This is a genomic window from Pseudomonas sp. ZL2, assembly GCF_054788455.1.
The window spans coordinates 179,231-196,209 of record NZ_JBGOGX010000011.1; the positions used below are offsets into that span (position 1 = coordinate 179,231).

A 16,979-nucleotide genomic window follows, 5' to 3' on the forward strand; every position below is an offset into this window, starting at 1 on the left:
GGTCAGACTTTGAACCGCGACACGCCGCCACGCAGGCCGGTGGCCACCTGGCTCAGTTCGTCGATGGCAAAGCTGGCCTGACGCAGCGACTCGACGGTCTGGCTGCTGGCATCGCCCAGCTGCGCCAGAGCGTGGTTGATCTGTTCGGCACCGGTGGCCTGGGCCTGCATGCCTTCGTTGACCATCAGCACCCGCGGCGCCAGGGCCTGGACCTGATGAATGATCTGGGTCAGTTGCTCGCCAACCTGCTGCACCTCGAACATGCCGCGGCGCACTTCCTCGGAGAACTTGTCCATGCCCATGACCCCGGCCGACACCGCCGACTGGATCTCGCGAACCATCTGCTCGATGTCATAGGTAGCGACGGCGGTCTGGTCGGCCAGGCGCCGTACTTCGGTGGCGACCACGGCAAAACCACGGCCGTACTCACCGGCCTTTTCCGCCTCGATGGCGGCGTTGAGCGACAGCAGGTTGGTCTGGTCGGCGACCTTGACGATGGTCACCACCACCTGGTTGATGTTGCCGGCCTTCTCGTTGAGGATCGCCAGCTTGTTGTTGACCAGATCGGCCGCGCCCATCACCTGGTGCATGGTCTCTTCCATGCGCGCCAGGCCCTGCTGGCCGGAGCCTGCGAGGATCGAGGCCTGGTCGGCGGCCGAGGTGACTTCGGTCATGGTCCGCACCAGGTCGCGGGAAGTCGCGGCGATTTCCCGCGAAGTTGCGCCAATTTCGGTGGTAGTGGCAGCGGTTTCGGTGGCGGTCGCCTGTTGCTGCTTGGAGGTGGCGGCGATTTCGGTCACCGAGGTGGTCACCTGCACCGACGAGCGCTGGGCCTGGGACACCAGGTTGGTCAGTTCGCCCATCATCTCGTTGAAGCCGCTTTCCACCGCGCCGAACTCGTCCTTGCGGTCCAGGTTCAGGCGCACGCTGAGGTCGCCGCCGCTGAGTTTGTCCAGGGCATGGACGATACGCTGCATCGGTGCGGTGATGGCACGCATCAGCACCAGCCCGCAGAGGGTCGCGGCAACAATGGCCAGCAGCAGCGAAACGATCATGCTGAACTTGGCCGTGGCCACGGCACTGACGATGGAGTCGGTGGCGCTCTCGGCGGAAAGTCGATTGCGCTCGATCACCCCGTTCAGGTGCTTGCGGCCATTGACCCAGGCCGGGGTCAACACCTCGGCGAGCAGGCGCTGGGCTTCGGGGTAATCTTTCTTGCGATAGGCCCCCAGCACGGTATCCACTGCTTTGAGGTAATCGGCCTCAAGCTGGCCGAACTGGTCAAAGCTGGTCTGATCGTCCTTCTCGCGAATGGTCGACTGGTAGCTGGCCATGTGCTGCTTGAGGCGCTCTTCAAAGCCCTTGTACAGTTCCATGTCGGCCGAGGTGATCTCGCGATGGTCGCTCAGGCCCACCAGCTGCTGGGTCAGCACATAGCTGTCGACCCAGGCGCTGCGGATCATGGAGCTGTAGTAGACCCCGGGGATGCTATCGGTTCGCACCGCTTCTTCACCGGACTCTATGGCCACCAGTCGCGAATAGGCGGCGACCACCATCAGCGACATGATGGCGATAATCACGGCGAAGCTCGCCAGGATCCGTTGGCGCAAGGTCCAGTTTTTCACAGTCAGCCCTCAAGTGTTCTACGCGAGCAGGAAAAATGGGCAGAGTATAGCCCAGCGGCTGCGCGCTTTTGAGGCTGACTTAAAAGCTGGATCGGGCCAAACGGGCTAGATACTGGCCATTAGCCCGATTTCATTGACTGGCGGCAAGTTTCACCTGGTTTTCCAGCTCGCTCTTGAGTGCAGGATCGAGCTTGAGCTGGCGCGCCAGTTCATCCAGGTAGGCACGCTCCATGAAATGCTCCTCGTCCACCAGCATGACGCTGGCGATATACATCTCGGCGGCCATTTCCGGGGTGCTGGCGGCGCGGGCGACATCGGCCGGGTCCAGCGGTTTGTTCAGTTCGGCGTGCAGCCAGTGTTGCAGCTCCTGGTCGCTGGACAGCTTGACGAACTCGCCTTCGATCAGCGCCCGCTCGCGCTCATCGACGTGGCCATCGGACTTGGCCGCCGCCACCAGCGCCTTGAGGATCGCCTGGCTGTGCTGCTCGACCTGGGCCGGCGGCAGGCGGTCAAGCGTTTGTGGCTCGCCCTGCACGGCAGCCCCCTGCTTGGCCTGCCAGTTGCCGTAGGCCTTGTAGGCGATGACCCCAAGGGCAGCCAGGCCACCATAGGTCAGGGCCTTGCCGCCGTACTTGCGGGCCTTCTTGTTACCCAGCAGCAAACCCATCGCACCTGCCGCCAGGGCACCGCCGCCAGCACCGGAGAGCAGGCTGCCAAGGCCACCGCCGCCCTTGCCGCCAAGCAGGTCGCCAAGACCGCCGGTTTTGCCGGCGAAGCCTTTGCCGGCCTGGTTCTGCAACAGGTCCTGGCCGGATTTGAGCAGTTGATCGAGCAAGCCACGGGTGTTCATTGGGCATCTCCATGGAGAGGAAAGAAAGCCGAAGAGTACTGCCCCAGGCTGAAGTGAAGCTGAATGCATTTGCTTCCAGATGTTGCCCAGAACCGGGCCACTCTGGACCCACGCAACAGCAACTACGCTTAAACCAGCTATACCTGCACTTTCACTGCCCCGACATAATTTGAACAAGAGGGAACACCATGTTCGTGCACAAGACCGCCACGCTCTGCGCCCTGAGCACCGCCCTGCTGGCCAGCGCCAGCCTGCAGGCCGCCGAACCCTTGAAAGCCGTGGGCGCCGGCGAAGGCCAGTTGGATATCGTTGCCTGGCCGGGTTACATCGAGCGCGGTGAAAGCGACAAGGCCTACGACTGGGTGACCGGCTTCGAGAAGGAAACCGGTTGCAAGGTCAGCGTCAAGACCGCCGCCACCTCCGACGAGATGGTCAGCCTGATGACCAAGGGCGGTTACGACCTGGTCACCGCCTCCGGCGATGCCTCGCTGCGGCTGATCGCCGGCAAGCGCGTACAGCCGATCAACACTGCGCTGATTCCCAACTGGAAGAACCTCGACCCACGGCTCAAGGACGGTGCCTGGTACGTGGTCAACAAGCAGGTGTACGGCACGCCCTACCAGTGGGGCCCGAACGTGCTGCTGTACAACACCAACGTGTTCAAGCAGGCGCCCACCAGTTGGGGCGTGGTCTTCGAGCCCCAGGACCTGCCGGACGGCAAGCCGAACAAGGGCCGGGTCCAGGCCTACGACGGGCCGATCTACATCGCCGATGCCGCGCTGTACCTGAAATCGACCAAGCCCGAACTCGGCATTCAGAACCCCTATGAACTGAATGAAGCCCAGTACAAGGCGGTGCTCGACCTGCTGCGCCAGCAACAGCCGCTGATCCACCGCTACTGGCACGATGCCACGGTGCAGATGAGTGACGTCAAGAACGAAGGCGTGGTCGCCTCCAGCTCCTGGGGCTACATGGTCAATGGCCTGCAAGCCGACAAGCAGCCGGTGGCTTCGACCATCCCCAAGGAAGGCGCCACTGGCTGGGCCGACACCACCATGCTGCACAGCGAGGCCAAGCACCCCAACTGCGCCTACAAGTGGATGGACTGGTCGCTGCAGCCCAGGGTCCAGGGCGACGTGGCGGCCTGGTTCGGTTCGTTGCCGGCGGTACCGGCGGCCTGCACCGGCAGCGAATTGCTCGGCGCCGAAGGCTGCAAGACCAATGGTTTCGACCAGTTCGACAAGATCGCCTTCTGGAAAACCCCGCAGGCTGAAGGGGGCAGGTTCGTGCCGTATAGCCGCTGGACCCAGGACTATATTGCGATCATGGGGGGCCGCTAGGGCCCTATCGCGGGGCAAGCCCGCTCCCACCTCAAGACGCGGGCTTGCTCCCATTTGCTGGAGCTTCGCACCATGACCCTTGCAGTGCAGTTCACCAATGTCTCGCGGGCCTTTGGCGAGGTCAGGGCCGTTGACCAGGTGTCGATCGACATCCACGACGGCGAGTTCTTCTCGATGCTCGGCCCCTCGGGCTCGGGCAAGACCACCTGCCTGCGCCTGATCGCCGGCTTCGAGCAACCCAGTGCCGGTTCGATCCGCATTCACGGCGAAGAGGCTGCGGGCCTGCCGCCCTACCAGCGCGACGTCAACACAGTGTTCCAGGATTACGCCCTGTTCCCGCACATGAACGTGCGCGACAACGTCGCCTATGGCCTGAAGGTCAAGGGCGTGGCCAAGGCCGAGCGCTACACCCGCGCCGAAGAAGCCCTGGCCATGGTCGCACTGGGCGGATATGGCCAGCGCAAGCCGGTACAGCTCTCCGGCGGCCAGCGCCAGCGCGTGGCCCTGGCCCGGGCCCTGGTCAACCGCCCACGGGTGCTGCTGCTGGATGAACCACTGGGGGCGCTGGACCTGAAACTGCGCGAGCAGATGCAGGGCGAGCTGAAAAAGCTGCAACGCCAGCTGGGCATTACCTTCATCTTCGTTACCCACGACCAGACCGAGGCGCTGTCGATGTCGGACCGGGTCGCGGTGTTCAACCGGGGTCGCATCGAGCAGGTCGACACCCCGCGCAACCTGTACATGAAGCCGGCGACGACCTTTGTCGCCGAGTTCGTCGGTACCTCGAACGTGCTGCGCGGCGAACTGGCACAGCAGCTCAATGGCAGCCAGCTGCCCTTCTCGATTCGCCCGGAACATATCCGCCTTGGCGACCAGCCGGCCGCCAGCAACGAAATCCAGGTCAGCGGCCTGCTCCACGACATCCAGTACCAGGGCAGCGCCACCCGCTACGAGCTGCAGCTGGACAACGGCCAACTGCTCAGTATCAGCCAGGCCAACAACCAGTGGCAGGAACACACCGTGCCCTGGCAGCCCGGCCAACGCCTGCAGGCGCGCTGGGCCCGCGAGGCGATGACCGCGCTGCAGGAAATCGTGCCCGACGAGGGCCGCTGAGATGAGCCTGACCGTGGAAAAAGCCGCGCCGGCCCCCATGCGGCGTTTCTCCAACCTGCTCTACCGGCGACCGAACCTGTACCTGGCGCTACTGTTGATACCGCCGCTGATCTGGTTCGGTGCAATCTACCTCGGCTCGTTGCTGAGTTTGCTGTGGCAGGGCTTCTACACCTTCGACGACTTCACCATGGCGGTCACCCCGGAGCTGACCCTGGCCAACTTCGCCGCGCTGTTCAACCCGTCGAACTTCGACATCATCCTGCGTACCCTGGGCATGGCCATCGCCGTGTCGATCGCCAGTGCCACCCTGGCTTTCCCGATCGCCTACTACATGGCGCGCTACACCAGCGGCAAGACCAAGGCGTTCTTCTATATCGCGGTGATGTTGCCGATGTGGGCCAGCTACATCGTCAAGGCCTATGCCTGGACCTTGCTGCTGGCCAAGGGTGGCGTGGCCCAGTGGTTCGTCCAGCAACTGAACCTGGGGCCAGTGCTGCAGTTCATCCTCGGTATTCCGGGGGTGGGCGGCAGCACCCTGTCGACCTCGCACCTGGGGCGTTTCCTGGTGTTCGTGTACATCTGGCTGCCGTTCATGATCCTGCCGATCCAGGCCTCGCTGGAGCGCCTGCCGCCGTCATTGCTGCAAGCCTCGGCGGACCTTGGCGCCAGGCCGTGGCAGACCTTCACGCAGGTGATCCTGCCGCTCTCGGTACCGGGCATCGCCGCAGGCTCCATCTTCACCTTTTCGCTGACACTGGGCGACTTCATCGTCCCGCAACTGGTCGGCCCGCCCGGCTACTTCATCGGCAGCATGGTCTACGCCCAGCAGGGCGCCATCGGCAACATGCCCATGGCCGCCGCCTTTACCCTGGTGCCAATCGTGCTGATCGCCGTGTACCTGTCCATCGTCAAACGCCTGGGAGCCTTCGATGCACTCTGAACGCGCCTCGATCGGCCTGCGCCTGGCGGCCTGGGGCGGGCTGGTGTTCCTGCACTTCCCGATCCTGATCATCTTCCTCTATGCCTTCAACACCGAGGACGCCGCCTTCAGTTTTCCGCCCCAGGGCTTCACCCTGAAGTGGTTCAGCGTGGCCTTCTCGCGCCCGGATGTGCTGGAGTCGATCACGCTGTCGCTGCAGGTCGCCTGCCTGGCCACGCTGCTCGCCCTGGTGCTCGGCACCCTAGCCTCGGCGGCGCTGTACCGGCGCAGTTTTTTCGGCAAAGAGAGCATTTCGCTGATGCTGATACTGCCCATCGCCCTGCCCGGGATCATCACCGGCATCGCCCTGCTCTCGGCGTTCAAGACCCTAGGCATAGAGCCCGGGATTTTCACCATCGTCGTCGGCCACGCCACCTTCTGCGTGGTGATCGTCTACAACAACGTCATCGCCCGCCTGCGGCGTACCTCGCAGAGCCTGATCGAGGCGTCGATGGATCTCGGGGCCGACGGCTGGCAGACCTTTCGCTACATCGTTCTGCCCAACCTCGGCTCGGCTCTATTGGCCGGCGGCATGCTGGCCTTTGCCTTGTCGTTCGACGAAATCATCGTCACCACCTTCACCGCTGGCCACGAACGCACCCTGCCGATCTGGCTGCTCAACCAGTTGAGCCGGCCGCGCGATGTGCCGGTTACCAACGTGGTGGCCATGCTGGTGATGCTGGTGACCATGCTGCCGATCCTCGGCGCCTACTACCTGACCCGCGGCGGCGAAAGCGTTGCCGGCAGCGGCAAATAACTCCTGGAGGACTGGAACCATGCAAACCCGACTGTTGATCAACGGCCAACTGGTTGAAGGCGAAGGCGCAGGCTACGCAGTGCTCAACCCGGCGCTGGGCACTGTGCTGGTGGAGGTCAATGAAGCCAGCGAAGCCCAGGTCGACGCCGCCGTGCGCGCCGCCGACCGCGCCTTCGAGAGCTGGTCGCAGACCACGCCCAAGGACCGCTCGCGGTTGCTGCTCAAACTCGCGGACACTATCGAGGCCCACGGCGAGGAACTGGCGCGGCTGGAATCGGACAACTGCGGCAAGCCCTATGCCGCCGCGCTCAACGACGAGATCCCGGCCATCGCCGACGTGTTTCGTTTTTTCGCCGGTGCCACCCGCTGCCTGGGCGGCTCGGCCGCAGGTGAGTACCTGCCGGGACATACCTCGATGGTGCGCCGCGACCCGCTGGGCGTGGTCGCCTCGATCGCACCGTGGAACTACCCGCTGATGATGGTGGCCTGGAAGATTGCCCCGGCCCTGGCCGCCGGCAACACCGTGGTGCTCAAACCGTCGGAGCAGACGCCGCTGACGGCCTTGCGCCTGGCGGAACTGGCCAGCGAAATATTCCCGGCCGGCGTGCTGAATATCCTCTTCGGCCGCGGCCCGAGTGTCGGCACGCCGCTGGTGAGCCACCCGAAAGTGCGCATGGTGTCGCTGACCGGCTCGATCGCAACCGGCGCCAACATCATCGCCAGCACCGCCGACAGCGTCAAACGCATGCACATGGAACTGGGCGGCAAGGCACCGGTGATCATTTTCGATGATGCCGATATCGACGCCGCGGTCGACGGCATCCGCACCTTCGGCTTCTATAATGCCGGCCAGGACTGCACCGCCGCTTGCCGTATCTATGCCCAGAGCGGCATCTACGAGCAGTTCGTCGAAAAACTCGGCAAGGCCGTCGCCAGTATCAAGCATGGTCTGCAGAACGACCCGGACACCGAGCTCGGCCCACTGATCACCGCCCAGCACCGCGACCGGGTAGCGGCCATGGTCGAACGGGCGCTTGCCCAACCGCATATCCGCCTGATAACCGGTGGCAAGGCGGTGGCCGGTGACGGTTTCTTCTTTGAACCGACGGTGCTGGCCGATGCCCAGCAGGATGACGAGATCGTCCGCCGCGAAGTGTTCGGGCCGGTGGTCTCGGTGACCCGCTTTGAGGATGAAGAGCAGGCCCTGGCCTGGGCCAACGATTCCGACTACGGCCTGGCGTCATCGCTGTGGACCGCTGACGTCGGCCGTGCCCATCGCGTCTCGGCGCGCCTGCAGTACGGCTGTACCTGGGTCAACACGCACTTTATGCTGGTCAGCGAAATGCCCCATGGCGGTCAGAAACTGTCCGGCTATGGCAAGGATATGTCCATGTACGGGCTGGAGGACTACACCTGCGTCCGGCATGTGATGTTCAAACATTAAGGTAAGGACACCCATGGAAATCACCCGACGCGACTTCATCAACGGAGTCGCCATCGGCGTTGCAGCGGGCCTGACCCCGCTGCAACTGCTTCAGGCTGCCCCCGGCGGGCGCTACTACCCACCGGCCCTGACCGGTTTGCGCGGCAGTCACCCCGGCGCTTTCGACGTTGCGCACCAGATGGGCTGGGAGAAAAAAACCTTCGTCACCGACGCCCTGCCGATCAGCGAAGAGTATGACCTGGTGGTGGTCGGCGGCGGCATCAGCGGCCTGTCGGCAGCGTTCTTCTACCGCGAGAAACACCCGGCTGCGAAGATTCTGATCCTCGAGAACCACGACGACTTCGGCGGCCATGCCAAGCGCAACGAGTTCAGCGCCGGCGGGCGGATGATCCTCGGCTACGGCGGCAGCGAAGCCTTCCAGTCGCCCAATCACCTGTACAGCAAAGAGGTCAACGGCCTGCTGAAAAAGCTCGGGGTGGACATCAAGCGTTTCGAGACCGCCTTTGACCGCAGCTTCTATCCCGACCTGGGCCTGTCGCGCGCAGTGTTCTTCGACCAGGAGACCTTCGGCGAAGACAAGCTGGTCACCGGCGACCCGACGCCGATGGTCGGCGATGACATCGCCCCTACGCAGCTCAACGCCCGTTCGATCGGCGATTTCATCAACGATTTCCCCCTGCCCGAAAGCGACCGCAAGGCCCTGATCGACCTGCACCAGGCCCCCAGGGATTACCTGGCCGGCAAGTCGCTGGAAGACAAGACCGCGTACCTCGAGCGCACCAGCTACCGTGATTTCCTGCTCAAGGACGTCGGCCTGTCGGCCAAGGCGGTCAAGTACTTTCAGGGCCGCAGCAATGATTTCATGGCCCTGAGCATCGATACCGTGGCCGCTGCCGACGCCTACTATGTCGGCTTCCCCGGTTTTGCCGCGATGAACCTGGAGCCGGTCAGCGAGGAAGCCAAGGCGGAGATGGAAGAGCCCTACATCTACCACTTCCCCGACGGCAACGCGTCGCTGGCGCGCCTGCTGGTGCGCAGCCTGATACCGACGGTGGCGCCGGGCCAGAACATGGAGGACATCGTCCTCGCCAATTTCGACTACAGCCAGCTCGACCGCGCCGGGCAGCCGGTGCGCCTGCGTCTGAACAGCACGGCGGTCAGCGTGCGCAACGTCGACGGAGGCGTCAATGTCGGCTACAGCCGCGCCGGGCAACTGGCCCAGGTGCGCGGCAAGCACTGCATCCTGGCCTGCTACAACATGATGATCCCCTACCTGCTGTGCGACCTGTCGGCCGAACAGGCCCATGCCCTGAGCCAGAACGTCAAGTTTCCGCTGGTGTACACCAAGGTCATCGTGCGCAACTGGCAGGCGTTCCAGAAGCTTGGCGTGCACGAGATCTACGCCGCCACCCAACCCTACAGCCGGATCAAGCTCGACTACCCGGTGAGCCTCGGCGGCTACGAGCATCCACGCGACCCGGCGCAGCCCATCGGTCTGCACCTGGTCTACGTGCCGACCAGCCCCGACAGCGGCATGAACAGCCGCGACCAGGCCCGTGCCGGACGCGGGCGCCTGTATGGCACTTCATTCGAAGTGCTGGAAAGCCAGCTGCGCGAACAGTTGCAACGCATGCTTGGCCCCGGCGGCTTTGACCACGACAAGGACATCCTGGCGATCACCGTCAACCGCTGGCCCCACGGCTACGCCTGCTTCAGCAACACCCTCTACGACGATCCCGAGCAGACCGAAAAGTGGATAGCACTGGCGCGCCAACCCGTGGGCAAGGTCAGCATCGCCAACTCGGACGCGGCCTGGAGCGCCTATGCCCACGCGGCGATTGATGAGGCATGGCGGGCGGTGGGGGAGCTGGGCTGAATCCAGGAAACCTCCTTCATCCGCAAAGTCCTCGTCCTACGGTCGTCCCATTGCTGCATGGATGACGGTATCATAATCTGATACCATGAATAATCATCAGCGCGGCACGTTGAAGTCGGTCTTCAGCAAACCGATACCCAACAATCTGGAATGGGCTCGCATCGAATCGTTGCTGGTCGGTGCGGGGGCCCGGGTAATCGAAGGCAGAGGTTCACGCGTGCGCTTCGAACTCAATGGTGTGATCGCGACGTTCCATCGCCCTCATCCGGATAAAGATGCCAAGCCTTATCAGATCCGCGATGCGCGGTTGTTTCTGGAACAGGCCGGAGTGACCCCATGAATGTCATGCACTACAAAGGCTATGCCGCCCGTATTGAATACAGCGATGAAGATCAATTGTTGATTGGCCACGTCGCAGGTATACGCGATGTGATCGGTTTTCACGCGCAATCGGTCGCGCAACTGCGCATCGCCTTCGAAGAAGCCGTGGATGACTACCTCGATACTTGTGCGCGCTTGGGGCGTGAGCCGCAGAAAGCTTATTCGGGGAAATTGAGCTTGCGCCTGGAGCCGACGCTGCATGCCAGCGTCGCGCAAAAGGCTGAGCTGGCAGACAAGAGCATCAATCAGTGGGTCAGTGATGTGTTGAGCCAGGCGGCACATGCCTGAGGCCCGCTCCCACAGAGGGTTTATGTACGCCGAACCTGTGGGAGCTGGCTTGCCTGCGATCGAGCGCGAAGCGCTCGCCATTCAGTCAATCGCGCAAATCAGACTCGTGTATCGGCTGGTCACGACTGGTAGCCCGTTGGTACTGCGCCGGCCACACTGCCTTGTTGCCCCCCAGGTCGTCGTCGGCGTGCAGCGGCCAGTACGGGTCGCGCAGTAGCTCGCGGGCGAGGAAAATGATATCGGCCTGCGCCGTACGCAAGATGGTTTCAGCCTGCATCGGGTCGGTAATCATGCCGACCGTCCCGGTGGCGATCCCCGCCTCCTCCCGCACCTTGGCCGCAAACTGGGTTTGATAGCCCGGCCCTGTGGGGATCTCGGCTTTTACCGAGGTGCCGCCGGACGACACATCGATCAGGTCCACTCCCAACTTTCTCAAGCGCTTGGCCAACTCCACGGTCTCATCCGGATTCCAGCCATCTTCCACCCAATCGGTGGCCGACAGACGCACGAACACCGGCAGCTCAGCCGGCCAGACCTCACGCACCGCTTCGGTCACTTGCAGGGTCAGGCGGATACGGTTTTCGAAGCAGCTGCCGTACTGGTCACGGCGCTGGTTGCTCAAGGGCGAGAGGAACTGGTGCAGCAGGTAGCCATGGGCGGCATGCACTTCGGCCACCTTGAAGCCGGCCTCCAGGGCACGCCGGGCGGCAGCGACAAAGGCCTGGATGATGTCAGCGATCTGCGCTTCGGTCAGTTCGGCAGGTGCGGTGTGCTCCGGGTCGAAGGCAATCTTCGAGGGCCCCACCGGCACCCAGCCACCATCGTCCACCTTGACGCTGCCATGCTTGCCCAGCCAGGGCCGATGGGTGCTGGCCTTGCGCCCGGCATGGGCCAGCTGGATGCCTGGCACCGCGCCCTGGGCGGTGATGAAACGGGTGATGCGTTGCAGCGCCGGGATCTGCGCGTCGTCCCACAAGCCCAGGTCCTGCGCGGTAATGCGCCCATCGGCAGTCACGGCAGTGGCTTCGGTGAAAATCAGGCCGGCGCCACCCACCGCGCGGCTGCCCAGGTGCACCAGGTGCCAGTCATTGGCCAGGCCGTCGACACTGGAATACTGGCACATGGGTGACACGGCAATGCGGTTGGGCAGGATCAGCTGGCGCAGGGTGTACGGCTCAAGCAGCAGGCTCATGGGGCACCTCTCAAATCAAGTGGTAAGGCTCCAGATGGTTGACCGGCCGACTACAGAATCTTCCCCGCAGGTTCTTCGACCCATCATCCGAAGCCTAGACCACTTTGCCCCGTCAGTTCAGCGCGGCTCGATATGGGCGATCATCAGTTGCACGCTTTCCTGCCCGCGGAACTCGTTGACGTCGAGCTTGTAGGCCAACTCCACCCAGCGCACCGTCGGGTTGGGCCAGACCTCGCGGTCGATGCCAAAGGCGATGCCATCGAGCTTGAGCGAACCGCATTCGCTCTTGAGCACCACCTTCAGGTGCCGCTCACCGACGACGCGCTGCTCGACCAGCTGGAACACCCCGTGGAACAGCGGCTCGGGAAAGTGCTGGCCCCAGGGCCCGGCATGGCGCAGGGCGCGGGCCAGCTCCAGGTGAAATTCCTCGACCGCCAGGGTGCCGTCGGACAGCAGACGGCCGGTCAGGTCCTCTTCGTGCAACTGGCGCCGGGTTTCTTCGTCAAACGCCTGGGCAAAGGCCGGGAAGTTGTCGGCGGGCAGCGATAGGCCGGCAGCCATGGCGTGACCACCAAACTTGCTGATCAACTGCGGGTGACGCGCCGCCACGGCATCCAGTGCATCGCGAATATGGAAGCCCGGCACCGAACGCGCCGAGCCCTTGAGCATGCCCTCGCCAGCATCGGCAAAGGCGATGGTCGGGCGGTGATAACGCTCTTTCAGGCGCGAGGCGAGGATGCCGATCACGCCCTGGTGCCAGTCCGGCTCGAACAGGCACAGGCCGAACGGCATCGACTCCAGCGCCAGGTCCTTGAGCTGGGCCAGGGCTTCGCGCTGCATGCCCTGCTCGATGGACTTGCGGTCCTGGTTCAGCTCGTCGAGCTGACCGGCGATTTCCCGTGCCAGGTTGGCATCGTCACTGAGCAGGCACTCGATGCCCAGGCTCATGTCGTCCAGGCGCCCGGCGGCATTGAGCCGAGGGCCGAGGATAAAGCCAAGGTCGGTGGAGGTGATGCGCGCATGATCGCGCCGGGCCACTTCAAGGATGGCCTTGAGCCCCGGCCGGGCCCGCCCGGCACGGATGCGTTCCAGGCCCTGATGGACCAGGATACGATTGTTGGCATCCAGCGGCACCACGTCAGCCACGCTGCCCAGGGCCACCAGATCGAGCAGCTCGCCGATGTTCGGTTGCGGCGCGTTGTCGTAATGACCGAGGCTGCGCAAACGCGCGCGCAAGGCCATCAGCACATAGAAGATCACCCCGACCCCGGCCAGCGCCTTGCTGGGAAACTCGCAGCCCGGCTGGTTGGGATTGACGATGGCGTCTGCCGCCGGCAATTCATGGCCCGGCAGGTGGTGATCGGTCACCAGTACTTTCAAGCCCGCAGCCTTGGCGGCTGCCACGCCTTCGACGCTGGAGATGCCGTTGTCGACGGTGATCAGCAACTGCGGCTGGCGTTGCAAGGCCACCTCGACGATCTCCGGGGTCAGGCCATAGCCGTACTCGAAGCGGTTGGGCACCAGGTAATCGACATGGGCGGCACCGAGCAGACGCAGGCCGAGTACACCGACGGTACTGGCCGTGGCGCCGTCAGCGTCGAAGTCGCCGACGATGAGGATGCGCTGGCGTTCTGCCAGTGCCGCCACCAGCAGGTCGACCGCCGCCTCGATGCCCTTGAGCTGCTGGTAAGGCAGCAAGCGCGCCAGGCTTTTATCCAGCTCGGCTGCCGACTGCACGCCGCGGGCGGCATACAGGCGGGTCAGCAACGGTGGCAGGTCGCCAAGGAATGGCAGCGTGGACGGCAACGGGCGGGGATCGATACGCATGGGGCGATTGGGGCTTCTCGTGAATCAGGAATGTTCGACCGGAACGGGCGCGCGATCAGCGCTCGCCCATCAGCCATTGAAGCTGGACTTCGTGCTGGCCGCGATCGTCGGTGACGAACACCGTGCCTTCGCTGATCATCACGTCCCACTTGATCGCCCGCGGCATGTCCTTGGCCAGGGTTTCCAGAACCTCCTGGGGCACGGCGGCGATGTTCAGGTTTTTCAGGTTCTTGACCGCTGGCACCACCTTGGTTTCCCACACGCGCAGGCTGCCATAGGCCAGCAGGCTGGTGCGCTCGGTGCGGCGCGAGCACCAGGTCAGGCGATCGGCATCCGGCTGGCCAACTTCGATCCAGTGCAGGATGCGGTCGTCCAGGCTCTTTTCCCACACTGCTGCTTCGTCCACATCCGACAGACCGCGGCCAAAGGCCAGTTGCTCGTTGTACCACAGGGCGTAGGCCAGCAGGCGCACGGCCATGCGCTCCTCGGTTTCCGACGGGTGACGGGCGATGGTCTGCTTGACGCTTTCGTACACGCCGCGGTCAAGGTCGGTGAGGTTCAGTTCAAACTTGTAGGTGGTGGACGGCTGGGCCATGGACGGGCTTCTTGCGGCAAGGAAAGTCGCCCAGTCTAACCGATCCGCATGTTCCTTGCGCCGCGGCAGTATCTGGGCGCGCCCAGCTATGATAAAAACGGGGGCCCTGACCAGCTGCCACGGACGCCTCATGCCTACGCCCAGCAAACCCCTCGCCGGCCTCAAAGTCATCGAACTCGGCACCCTGATTGCCGGTCCGTTCGCTTCGCGCATCTGCGCCGAGTTTGGCGCCGAGGTGATCAAGGTCGAGTCGCCCGATGGCGGTGATCCGCTGCGCAAGTGGCGCAAGCTGTACGAAGGCACGTCACTTTGGTGGTTCGTCCAGGCCCGCAACAAGCAGTCGCTGACCCTCAACCTCAAGCACGCCGAAGGGCTGGATATCCTCAAGAAGCTGCTGGCCGAAGCCGACATCCTGATCGAGAACTTCCGCCCCGGGGTACTGGAAAAACTCGGCCTGGGCTGGGACGTGCTGCACGCCCTCAATCCGAAGCTGGTGATGGTGCGCCTGTCCGGCTTCGGCCAGACCGGGCCGATGAAAGACCAGCCGGGGTTCGGCGCCGTCGGCGAATCCATGGGCGGGCTGCGCTACATCACCGGTTTCGAGGACCGCCCGCCGGTGCGTACCGGCATCTCCATCGGTGACTCGATTGCAGCGTTGTGGGGCGTAATCGGCGCATTGATGGCCCTGCGTCATCGCGAGGTCAACGGCGGCCAGGGCCAGGTGGTGGACGTGGCCCTGTACGAAGCGATCTTCGCCATGATGGAAAGCATGGTGCCGGAGTTCGACGTGTTCGGTTTTATTCGCGAGCGTACCGGCAACATCATGCCCGGCATCACCCCCTCCTCCATTCACACCAGCGCCGATGGCAAGCATGTGCAGATTGGCGCCAATGGCGATGCGATCTTCAAGCGCTTCATGCAGGCCATCGGCCGCGATGACCTGGCCGACGATCCGGCCCTGGCCAGCAATGACGGCCGAGACCTGCGCCGCGATGAACTGTACGGGGTGATCGACCGCTGGGCCCGGACCCTGCCGCTGGATGCGCTGATGCAGGTGCTCAATGACGCCCAGGTACCGGCCAGCCGCATCTACAGCGCCGAGGACATGTTCAGCGATCCGCAGTTCCTTGCCCGCGAGATGTTCCTCCAGGCCAAACTGCCCGACGGCAAGCCGTTCAAGATGCCGGGTATCGTGCCCAAACTCTCGGACACGCCGGGCTCCAGCGAATGGGTTGGCCCGGAACTGGGCGCGCACACCGATCAGTTGCTGACCGGGTTGGGCTACGACGCGGCGGCGATTGCCCGGCTACGCGCGCAAGGAGCGGTCTGAACGGCACATTGCTTGAATTCCGTGGCAACGGTGGAGACCCGAACATGACCTATCACTGGCAAGCGAGCGTGCGTCGTGGATTGCCGTTGTTGTTGGGTCTGCTGCTGAGCTTTGGCCTGCCGGCCTCGGCCTGGGCCAAGGAGCGTTTGTTCTGGCTATTGCGCGATTTGCCGCCGCTGACCATTTTTGAAGGCACGGGCAAAGGCCAGGGGGTGATCGACCGGTTGCTGCCGCTGCTGATCGACCAGATGCCCGAGTACGATCACAGCATTGTCCGGGTCAATCGGGCCCGGGGCATCCAGATGCTTCAGGAATCCACCTTCACCTGCGACCCCACATTGCTGTGGACGCCCGAACGAGCGCGCTACGTGCACTTCTCGATACCCAGCCTTGGCGTGTTGAGCAGTGGCCTGGTGGTGCGGCGCAAAGACCAGCGCCTGCTCGAACCCTATCTCCAGAACAATCAGGTCGACCTGCACGCGCTGCTCGGCAACACGTCGCTGAAGCTCGGAGTAGTCGCCCAGCGCAGCTACAGCGCAGCCGTTGATGAACTGCTCAAGACCCTGCCCGACACTACCCTCAGCCGTCATTACGGCAATGATGCGGTGACCAGCCTGTTGCAGATGCAGCAGCATGACCGCCTGCAACTGGTGCTTGGCTACTGGCCGGAGGTGCGCTACCTGTTACAGCAACAGGGCTGGCCGACGGATGACTATGCCTTCTACCCGATCCAGGGAGTCGAGCAGTACCAGTTGCTGCGGGTCGGCTGCTCCGACACGCCCCTCGGGCGCGAAGCCATCAGCCATATCAACAAGCTGTTGCTGCCCCTGCGCGACGACACCTTGCCCGACCTGTACGCCCAGTGGCTGGCCCCGGAAATGCGCGAGCAGTACCTGCACGACAGCCTGCGTCTGTTTGGCGAGCACCCTTGAGCCCTGATCCGCAGGCAAAAAGAAACCCCGAGCGGTGGGGAGGCCGCCCGGGGCTAAACAGAAGCCCATAGGGGCTTCGCACGACAGCTTCACGACATCGGAGCAAAATCCCGATCAGCTGTCCTTATAAGGTCTGATTGCCCCCACCGGCAAAGGTTCCATCACACCCCGGCGCTGATCGAGCGGCCTTGCTGCAGGTGACGCTGGGCAGCGATCACACAGGGCTGCAGGCGACCTTCGACGATCAGCAGGTCGCGCTGCAGACCATCGACCAGGTCGACCAGCAGGCGCTGGTCCTGCAGCTGGCTGGGTTTGACGGTGCGCCGGAGGACGGTGCGCGACGCCTCATCGGTCAGGCGCAGATCAAAATCACACCCCGCGCTCAAGCGCACCAGCCTGACCTGGTAAGGCGCCAATGCTTCGCCAAGCAGCAATCTGATACATTCCATC

Annotated in this window: 16 protein-coding genes; 10 read left to right on the plus strand and 6 right to left on the minus strand. The window is 63.7% G+C overall.

What is annotated here, in order from left to right:
* Positions 1 to 2: 2 nt before the first annotated feature.
* Complete coding sequence (locus ABM562_RS11795) at positions 3 to 1,625, minus strand: methyl-accepting chemotaxis protein (protein WP_115088431.1); 1,623 nt, start codon at positions 1,623 to 1,625, stop codon at positions 3 to 5.
* A gap of 130 nt (positions 1,626 to 1,755) precedes the next feature.
* Positions 1,756 to 2,475: a tellurite resistance TerB family protein gene (locus ABM562_RS11800; RefSeq protein WP_460422043.1), complete on the minus strand. Its 720-nt coding sequence runs from the start codon at positions 2,473 to 2,475 to the stop codon at positions 1,756 to 1,758.
* A 188-nt stretch (positions 2,476 to 2,663) separates the two neighbouring features.
* Here ABM562_RS11800 and ydcS point away from each other — a divergent pair, with 188 nt between their 5' ends.
* The 8 genes from ydcS (at position 2,664) to ABM562_RS11840 (ending at position 10,653) form a co-directional block, all read left to right on the plus strand.
* Complete coding sequence (ydcS, locus tag ABM562_RS11805; RefSeq protein WP_115088433.1) at positions 2,664 to 3,815, plus strand: putative ABC transporter substrate-binding protein YdcS; 1,152 nt, start codon at positions 2,664 to 2,666, stop codon at positions 3,813 to 3,815.
* 72 nt (positions 3,816 to 3,887) lie between these two features.
* A complete protein-coding gene (locus ABM562_RS11810) occupies positions 3,888 to 4,928 on the plus strand; it encodes an ABC transporter ATP-binding protein (protein ID WP_115088434.1) in 1,041 nt (346 codons plus the stop codon).
* Position 4,929: 1 nt separating this feature from the next.
* Positions 4,930 to 5,868, plus strand: a complete 939-nt coding sequence (locus ABM562_RS11815) for an ABC transporter permease (RefSeq protein ID WP_460422046.1) — start codon at positions 4,930 to 4,932, stop codon at positions 5,866 to 5,868.
* Entirely contained in the window at positions 5,858 to 6,664 is an 807-nt protein-coding gene (locus ABM562_RS11820; RefSeq protein WP_115088436.1) for an ABC transporter permease, read from the plus strand. The genes ABM562_RS11815 and ABM562_RS11820 overlap by 11 nt, the downstream gene beginning before the upstream one ends.
* Positions 6,665 to 6,683: 19 nt before the next feature.
* A complete protein-coding gene (locus ABM562_RS11825) occupies positions 6,684 to 8,108 on the plus strand; it encodes a gamma-aminobutyraldehyde dehydrogenase (RefSeq protein WP_115088437.1) in 1,425 nt (474 codons plus the stop codon).
* A 13-nt stretch (positions 8,109 to 8,121) separates the two neighbouring features.
* A complete protein-coding gene (locus ABM562_RS11830; RefSeq protein WP_460422048.1) occupies positions 8,122 to 9,984 on the plus strand; it encodes an NAD(P)-binding protein in 1,863 nt (620 codons plus the stop codon).
* An 85-nt stretch (positions 9,985 to 10,069) separates the two neighbouring features.
* On the plus strand, positions 10,070 to 10,324 hold the full coding sequence (locus tag ABM562_RS11835) for a type II toxin-antitoxin system HicA family toxin (protein WP_115088439.1): 255 nt from the start codon (positions 10,070 to 10,072) through the stop codon (positions 10,322 to 10,324).
* On the plus strand, positions 10,321 to 10,653 hold the full coding sequence (locus ABM562_RS11840; RefSeq protein ID WP_115088440.1) for a type II toxin-antitoxin system HicB family antitoxin: 333 nt from the start codon (positions 10,321 to 10,323) through the stop codon (positions 10,651 to 10,653). The genes ABM562_RS11835 and ABM562_RS11840 overlap by 4 nt, the downstream gene beginning before the upstream one ends.
* Positions 10,654 to 10,738: 85 nt before the next feature.
* Here ABM562_RS11840 and ABM562_RS11845 read toward each other — a convergent pair whose 3' ends face one another.
* The 3 genes from ABM562_RS11845 to ABM562_RS11855 form a co-directional block, all read right to left on the minus strand.
* The gene (locus ABM562_RS11845) at positions 10,739 to 11,845 is read right to left on the minus strand and encodes an NADH:flavin oxidoreductase/NADH oxidase (RefSeq protein ID WP_115088441.1); all 1,107 of its coding nucleotides are present in this window, start codon (positions 11,843 to 11,845) and stop codon (positions 10,739 to 10,741) included.
* A gap of 117 nt (positions 11,846 to 11,962) precedes the next feature.
* Positions 11,963 to 13,672 (minus strand): single-stranded-DNA-specific exonuclease RecJ, encoded by a 1,710-nt coding sequence (gene recJ / locus ABM562_RS11850; RefSeq protein ID WP_134064051.1) that lies wholly within the window; start codon positions 13,670 to 13,672, stop codon positions 11,963 to 11,965.
* Between the two features lie 55 nt (positions 13,673 to 13,727).
* Complete coding sequence (locus ABM562_RS11855) at positions 13,728 to 14,267, minus strand: YaeQ family protein (RefSeq protein ID WP_038996805.1); 540 nt, start codon at positions 14,265 to 14,267, stop codon at positions 13,728 to 13,730.
* Positions 14,268 to 14,397: 130 nt separating this feature from the next.
* Between ABM562_RS11855 and ABM562_RS11860 the strand changes: the two genes are divergently transcribed.
* Positions 14,398 to 15,597, plus strand: a complete 1,200-nt coding sequence (locus tag ABM562_RS11860; RefSeq protein ID WP_258578845.1) for a CaiB/BaiF CoA transferase family protein — start codon at positions 14,398 to 14,400, stop codon at positions 15,595 to 15,597.
* A gap of 44 nt (positions 15,598 to 15,641) precedes the next feature.
* The gene (locus ABM562_RS11865; protein WP_346616746.1) at positions 15,642 to 16,529 is read left to right on the plus strand and encodes a TIGR02285 family protein; all 888 of its coding nucleotides are present in this window, start codon (positions 15,642 to 15,644) and stop codon (positions 16,527 to 16,529) included.
* A gap of 161 nt (positions 16,530 to 16,690) precedes the next feature.
* Here the strand turns inward: ABM562_RS11865 and ABM562_RS11870 are convergent, their stop codons facing one another.
* Entirely contained in the window at positions 16,691 to 16,978 is a 288-nt protein-coding gene (locus tag ABM562_RS11870) for a DUF3509 domain-containing protein (RefSeq protein ID WP_115088518.1), read from the minus strand.
* Between the last annotated feature and the right edge of the window lies 1 nt (position 16,979).

What these genes read in the sequence shown, in the direction of transcription:
- ABM562_RS11835 (WP_115088439.1), top strand. Translation starts at nt 10,070, where the DNA reads ATGAATAATCATCAGCGCGGCACGTTGAAGTCGGTCTTCAGCAAACCG.
- ABM562_RS11800 (WP_460422043.1), bottom strand. Translation starts at nt 2,475, where the DNA reads ATGAACACCCGTGGCTTGCTCGATCAACTGCTCAAATCCGGCCAGGAC.
- ABM562_RS11810 (WP_115088434.1), top strand. Translation starts at nt 3,888, where the DNA reads ATGACCCTTGCAGTGCAGTTCACCAATGTCTCGCGGGCCTTTGGCGAG.
- ABM562_RS11815 (WP_460422046.1), top strand. Translation starts at nt 4,930, where the DNA reads ATGAGCCTGACCGTGGAAAAAGCCGCGCCGGCCCCCATGCGGCGTTTC.
- ABM562_RS11865 (WP_346616746.1), top strand. Translation starts at nt 15,642, where the DNA reads ATGACCTATCACTGGCAAGCGAGCGTGCGTCGTGGATTGCCGTTGTTG.
- ABM562_RS11870 (WP_115088518.1), bottom strand. Translation starts at nt 16,978, where the DNA reads ATGGAATGTATCAGATTGCTGCTTGGCGAAGCATTGGCGCCTTACCAG.
- ABM562_RS11860 (WP_258578845.1), top strand. Translation starts at nt 14,398, where the DNA reads ATGCCTACGCCCAGCAAACCCCTCGCCGGCCTCAAAGTCATCGAACTC.
- recJ (WP_134064051.1), bottom strand. Translation starts at nt 13,672, where the DNA reads ATGCGTATCGATCCCCGCCCGTTGCCGTCCACGCTGCCATTCCTTGGC.
- ABM562_RS11830 (WP_460422048.1), top strand. Translation starts at nt 8,122, where the DNA reads ATGGAAATCACCCGACGCGACTTCATCAACGGAGTCGCCATCGGCGTT.
- ydcS (WP_115088433.1), top strand. Translation starts at nt 2,664, where the DNA reads ATGTTCGTGCACAAGACCGCCACGCTCTGCGCCCTGAGCACCGCCCTG.
- ABM562_RS11820 (WP_115088436.1), top strand. Translation starts at nt 5,858, where the DNA reads ATGCACTCTGAACGCGCCTCGATCGGCCTGCGCCTGGCGGCCTGGGGC.
- ABM562_RS11825 (WP_115088437.1), top strand. Translation starts at nt 6,684, where the DNA reads ATGCAAACCCGACTGTTGATCAACGGCCAACTGGTTGAAGGCGAAGGC.
- ABM562_RS11840 (WP_115088440.1), top strand. Translation starts at nt 10,321, where the DNA reads ATGAATGTCATGCACTACAAAGGCTATGCCGCCCGTATTGAATACAGC.
- ABM562_RS11845 (WP_115088441.1), bottom strand. Translation starts at nt 11,845, where the DNA reads ATGAGCCTGCTGCTTGAGCCGTACACCCTGCGCCAGCTGATCCTGCCC.
- ABM562_RS11855 (WP_038996805.1), bottom strand. Translation starts at nt 14,267, where the DNA reads ATGGCCCAGCCGTCCACCACCTACAAGTTTGAACTGAACCTCACCGAC.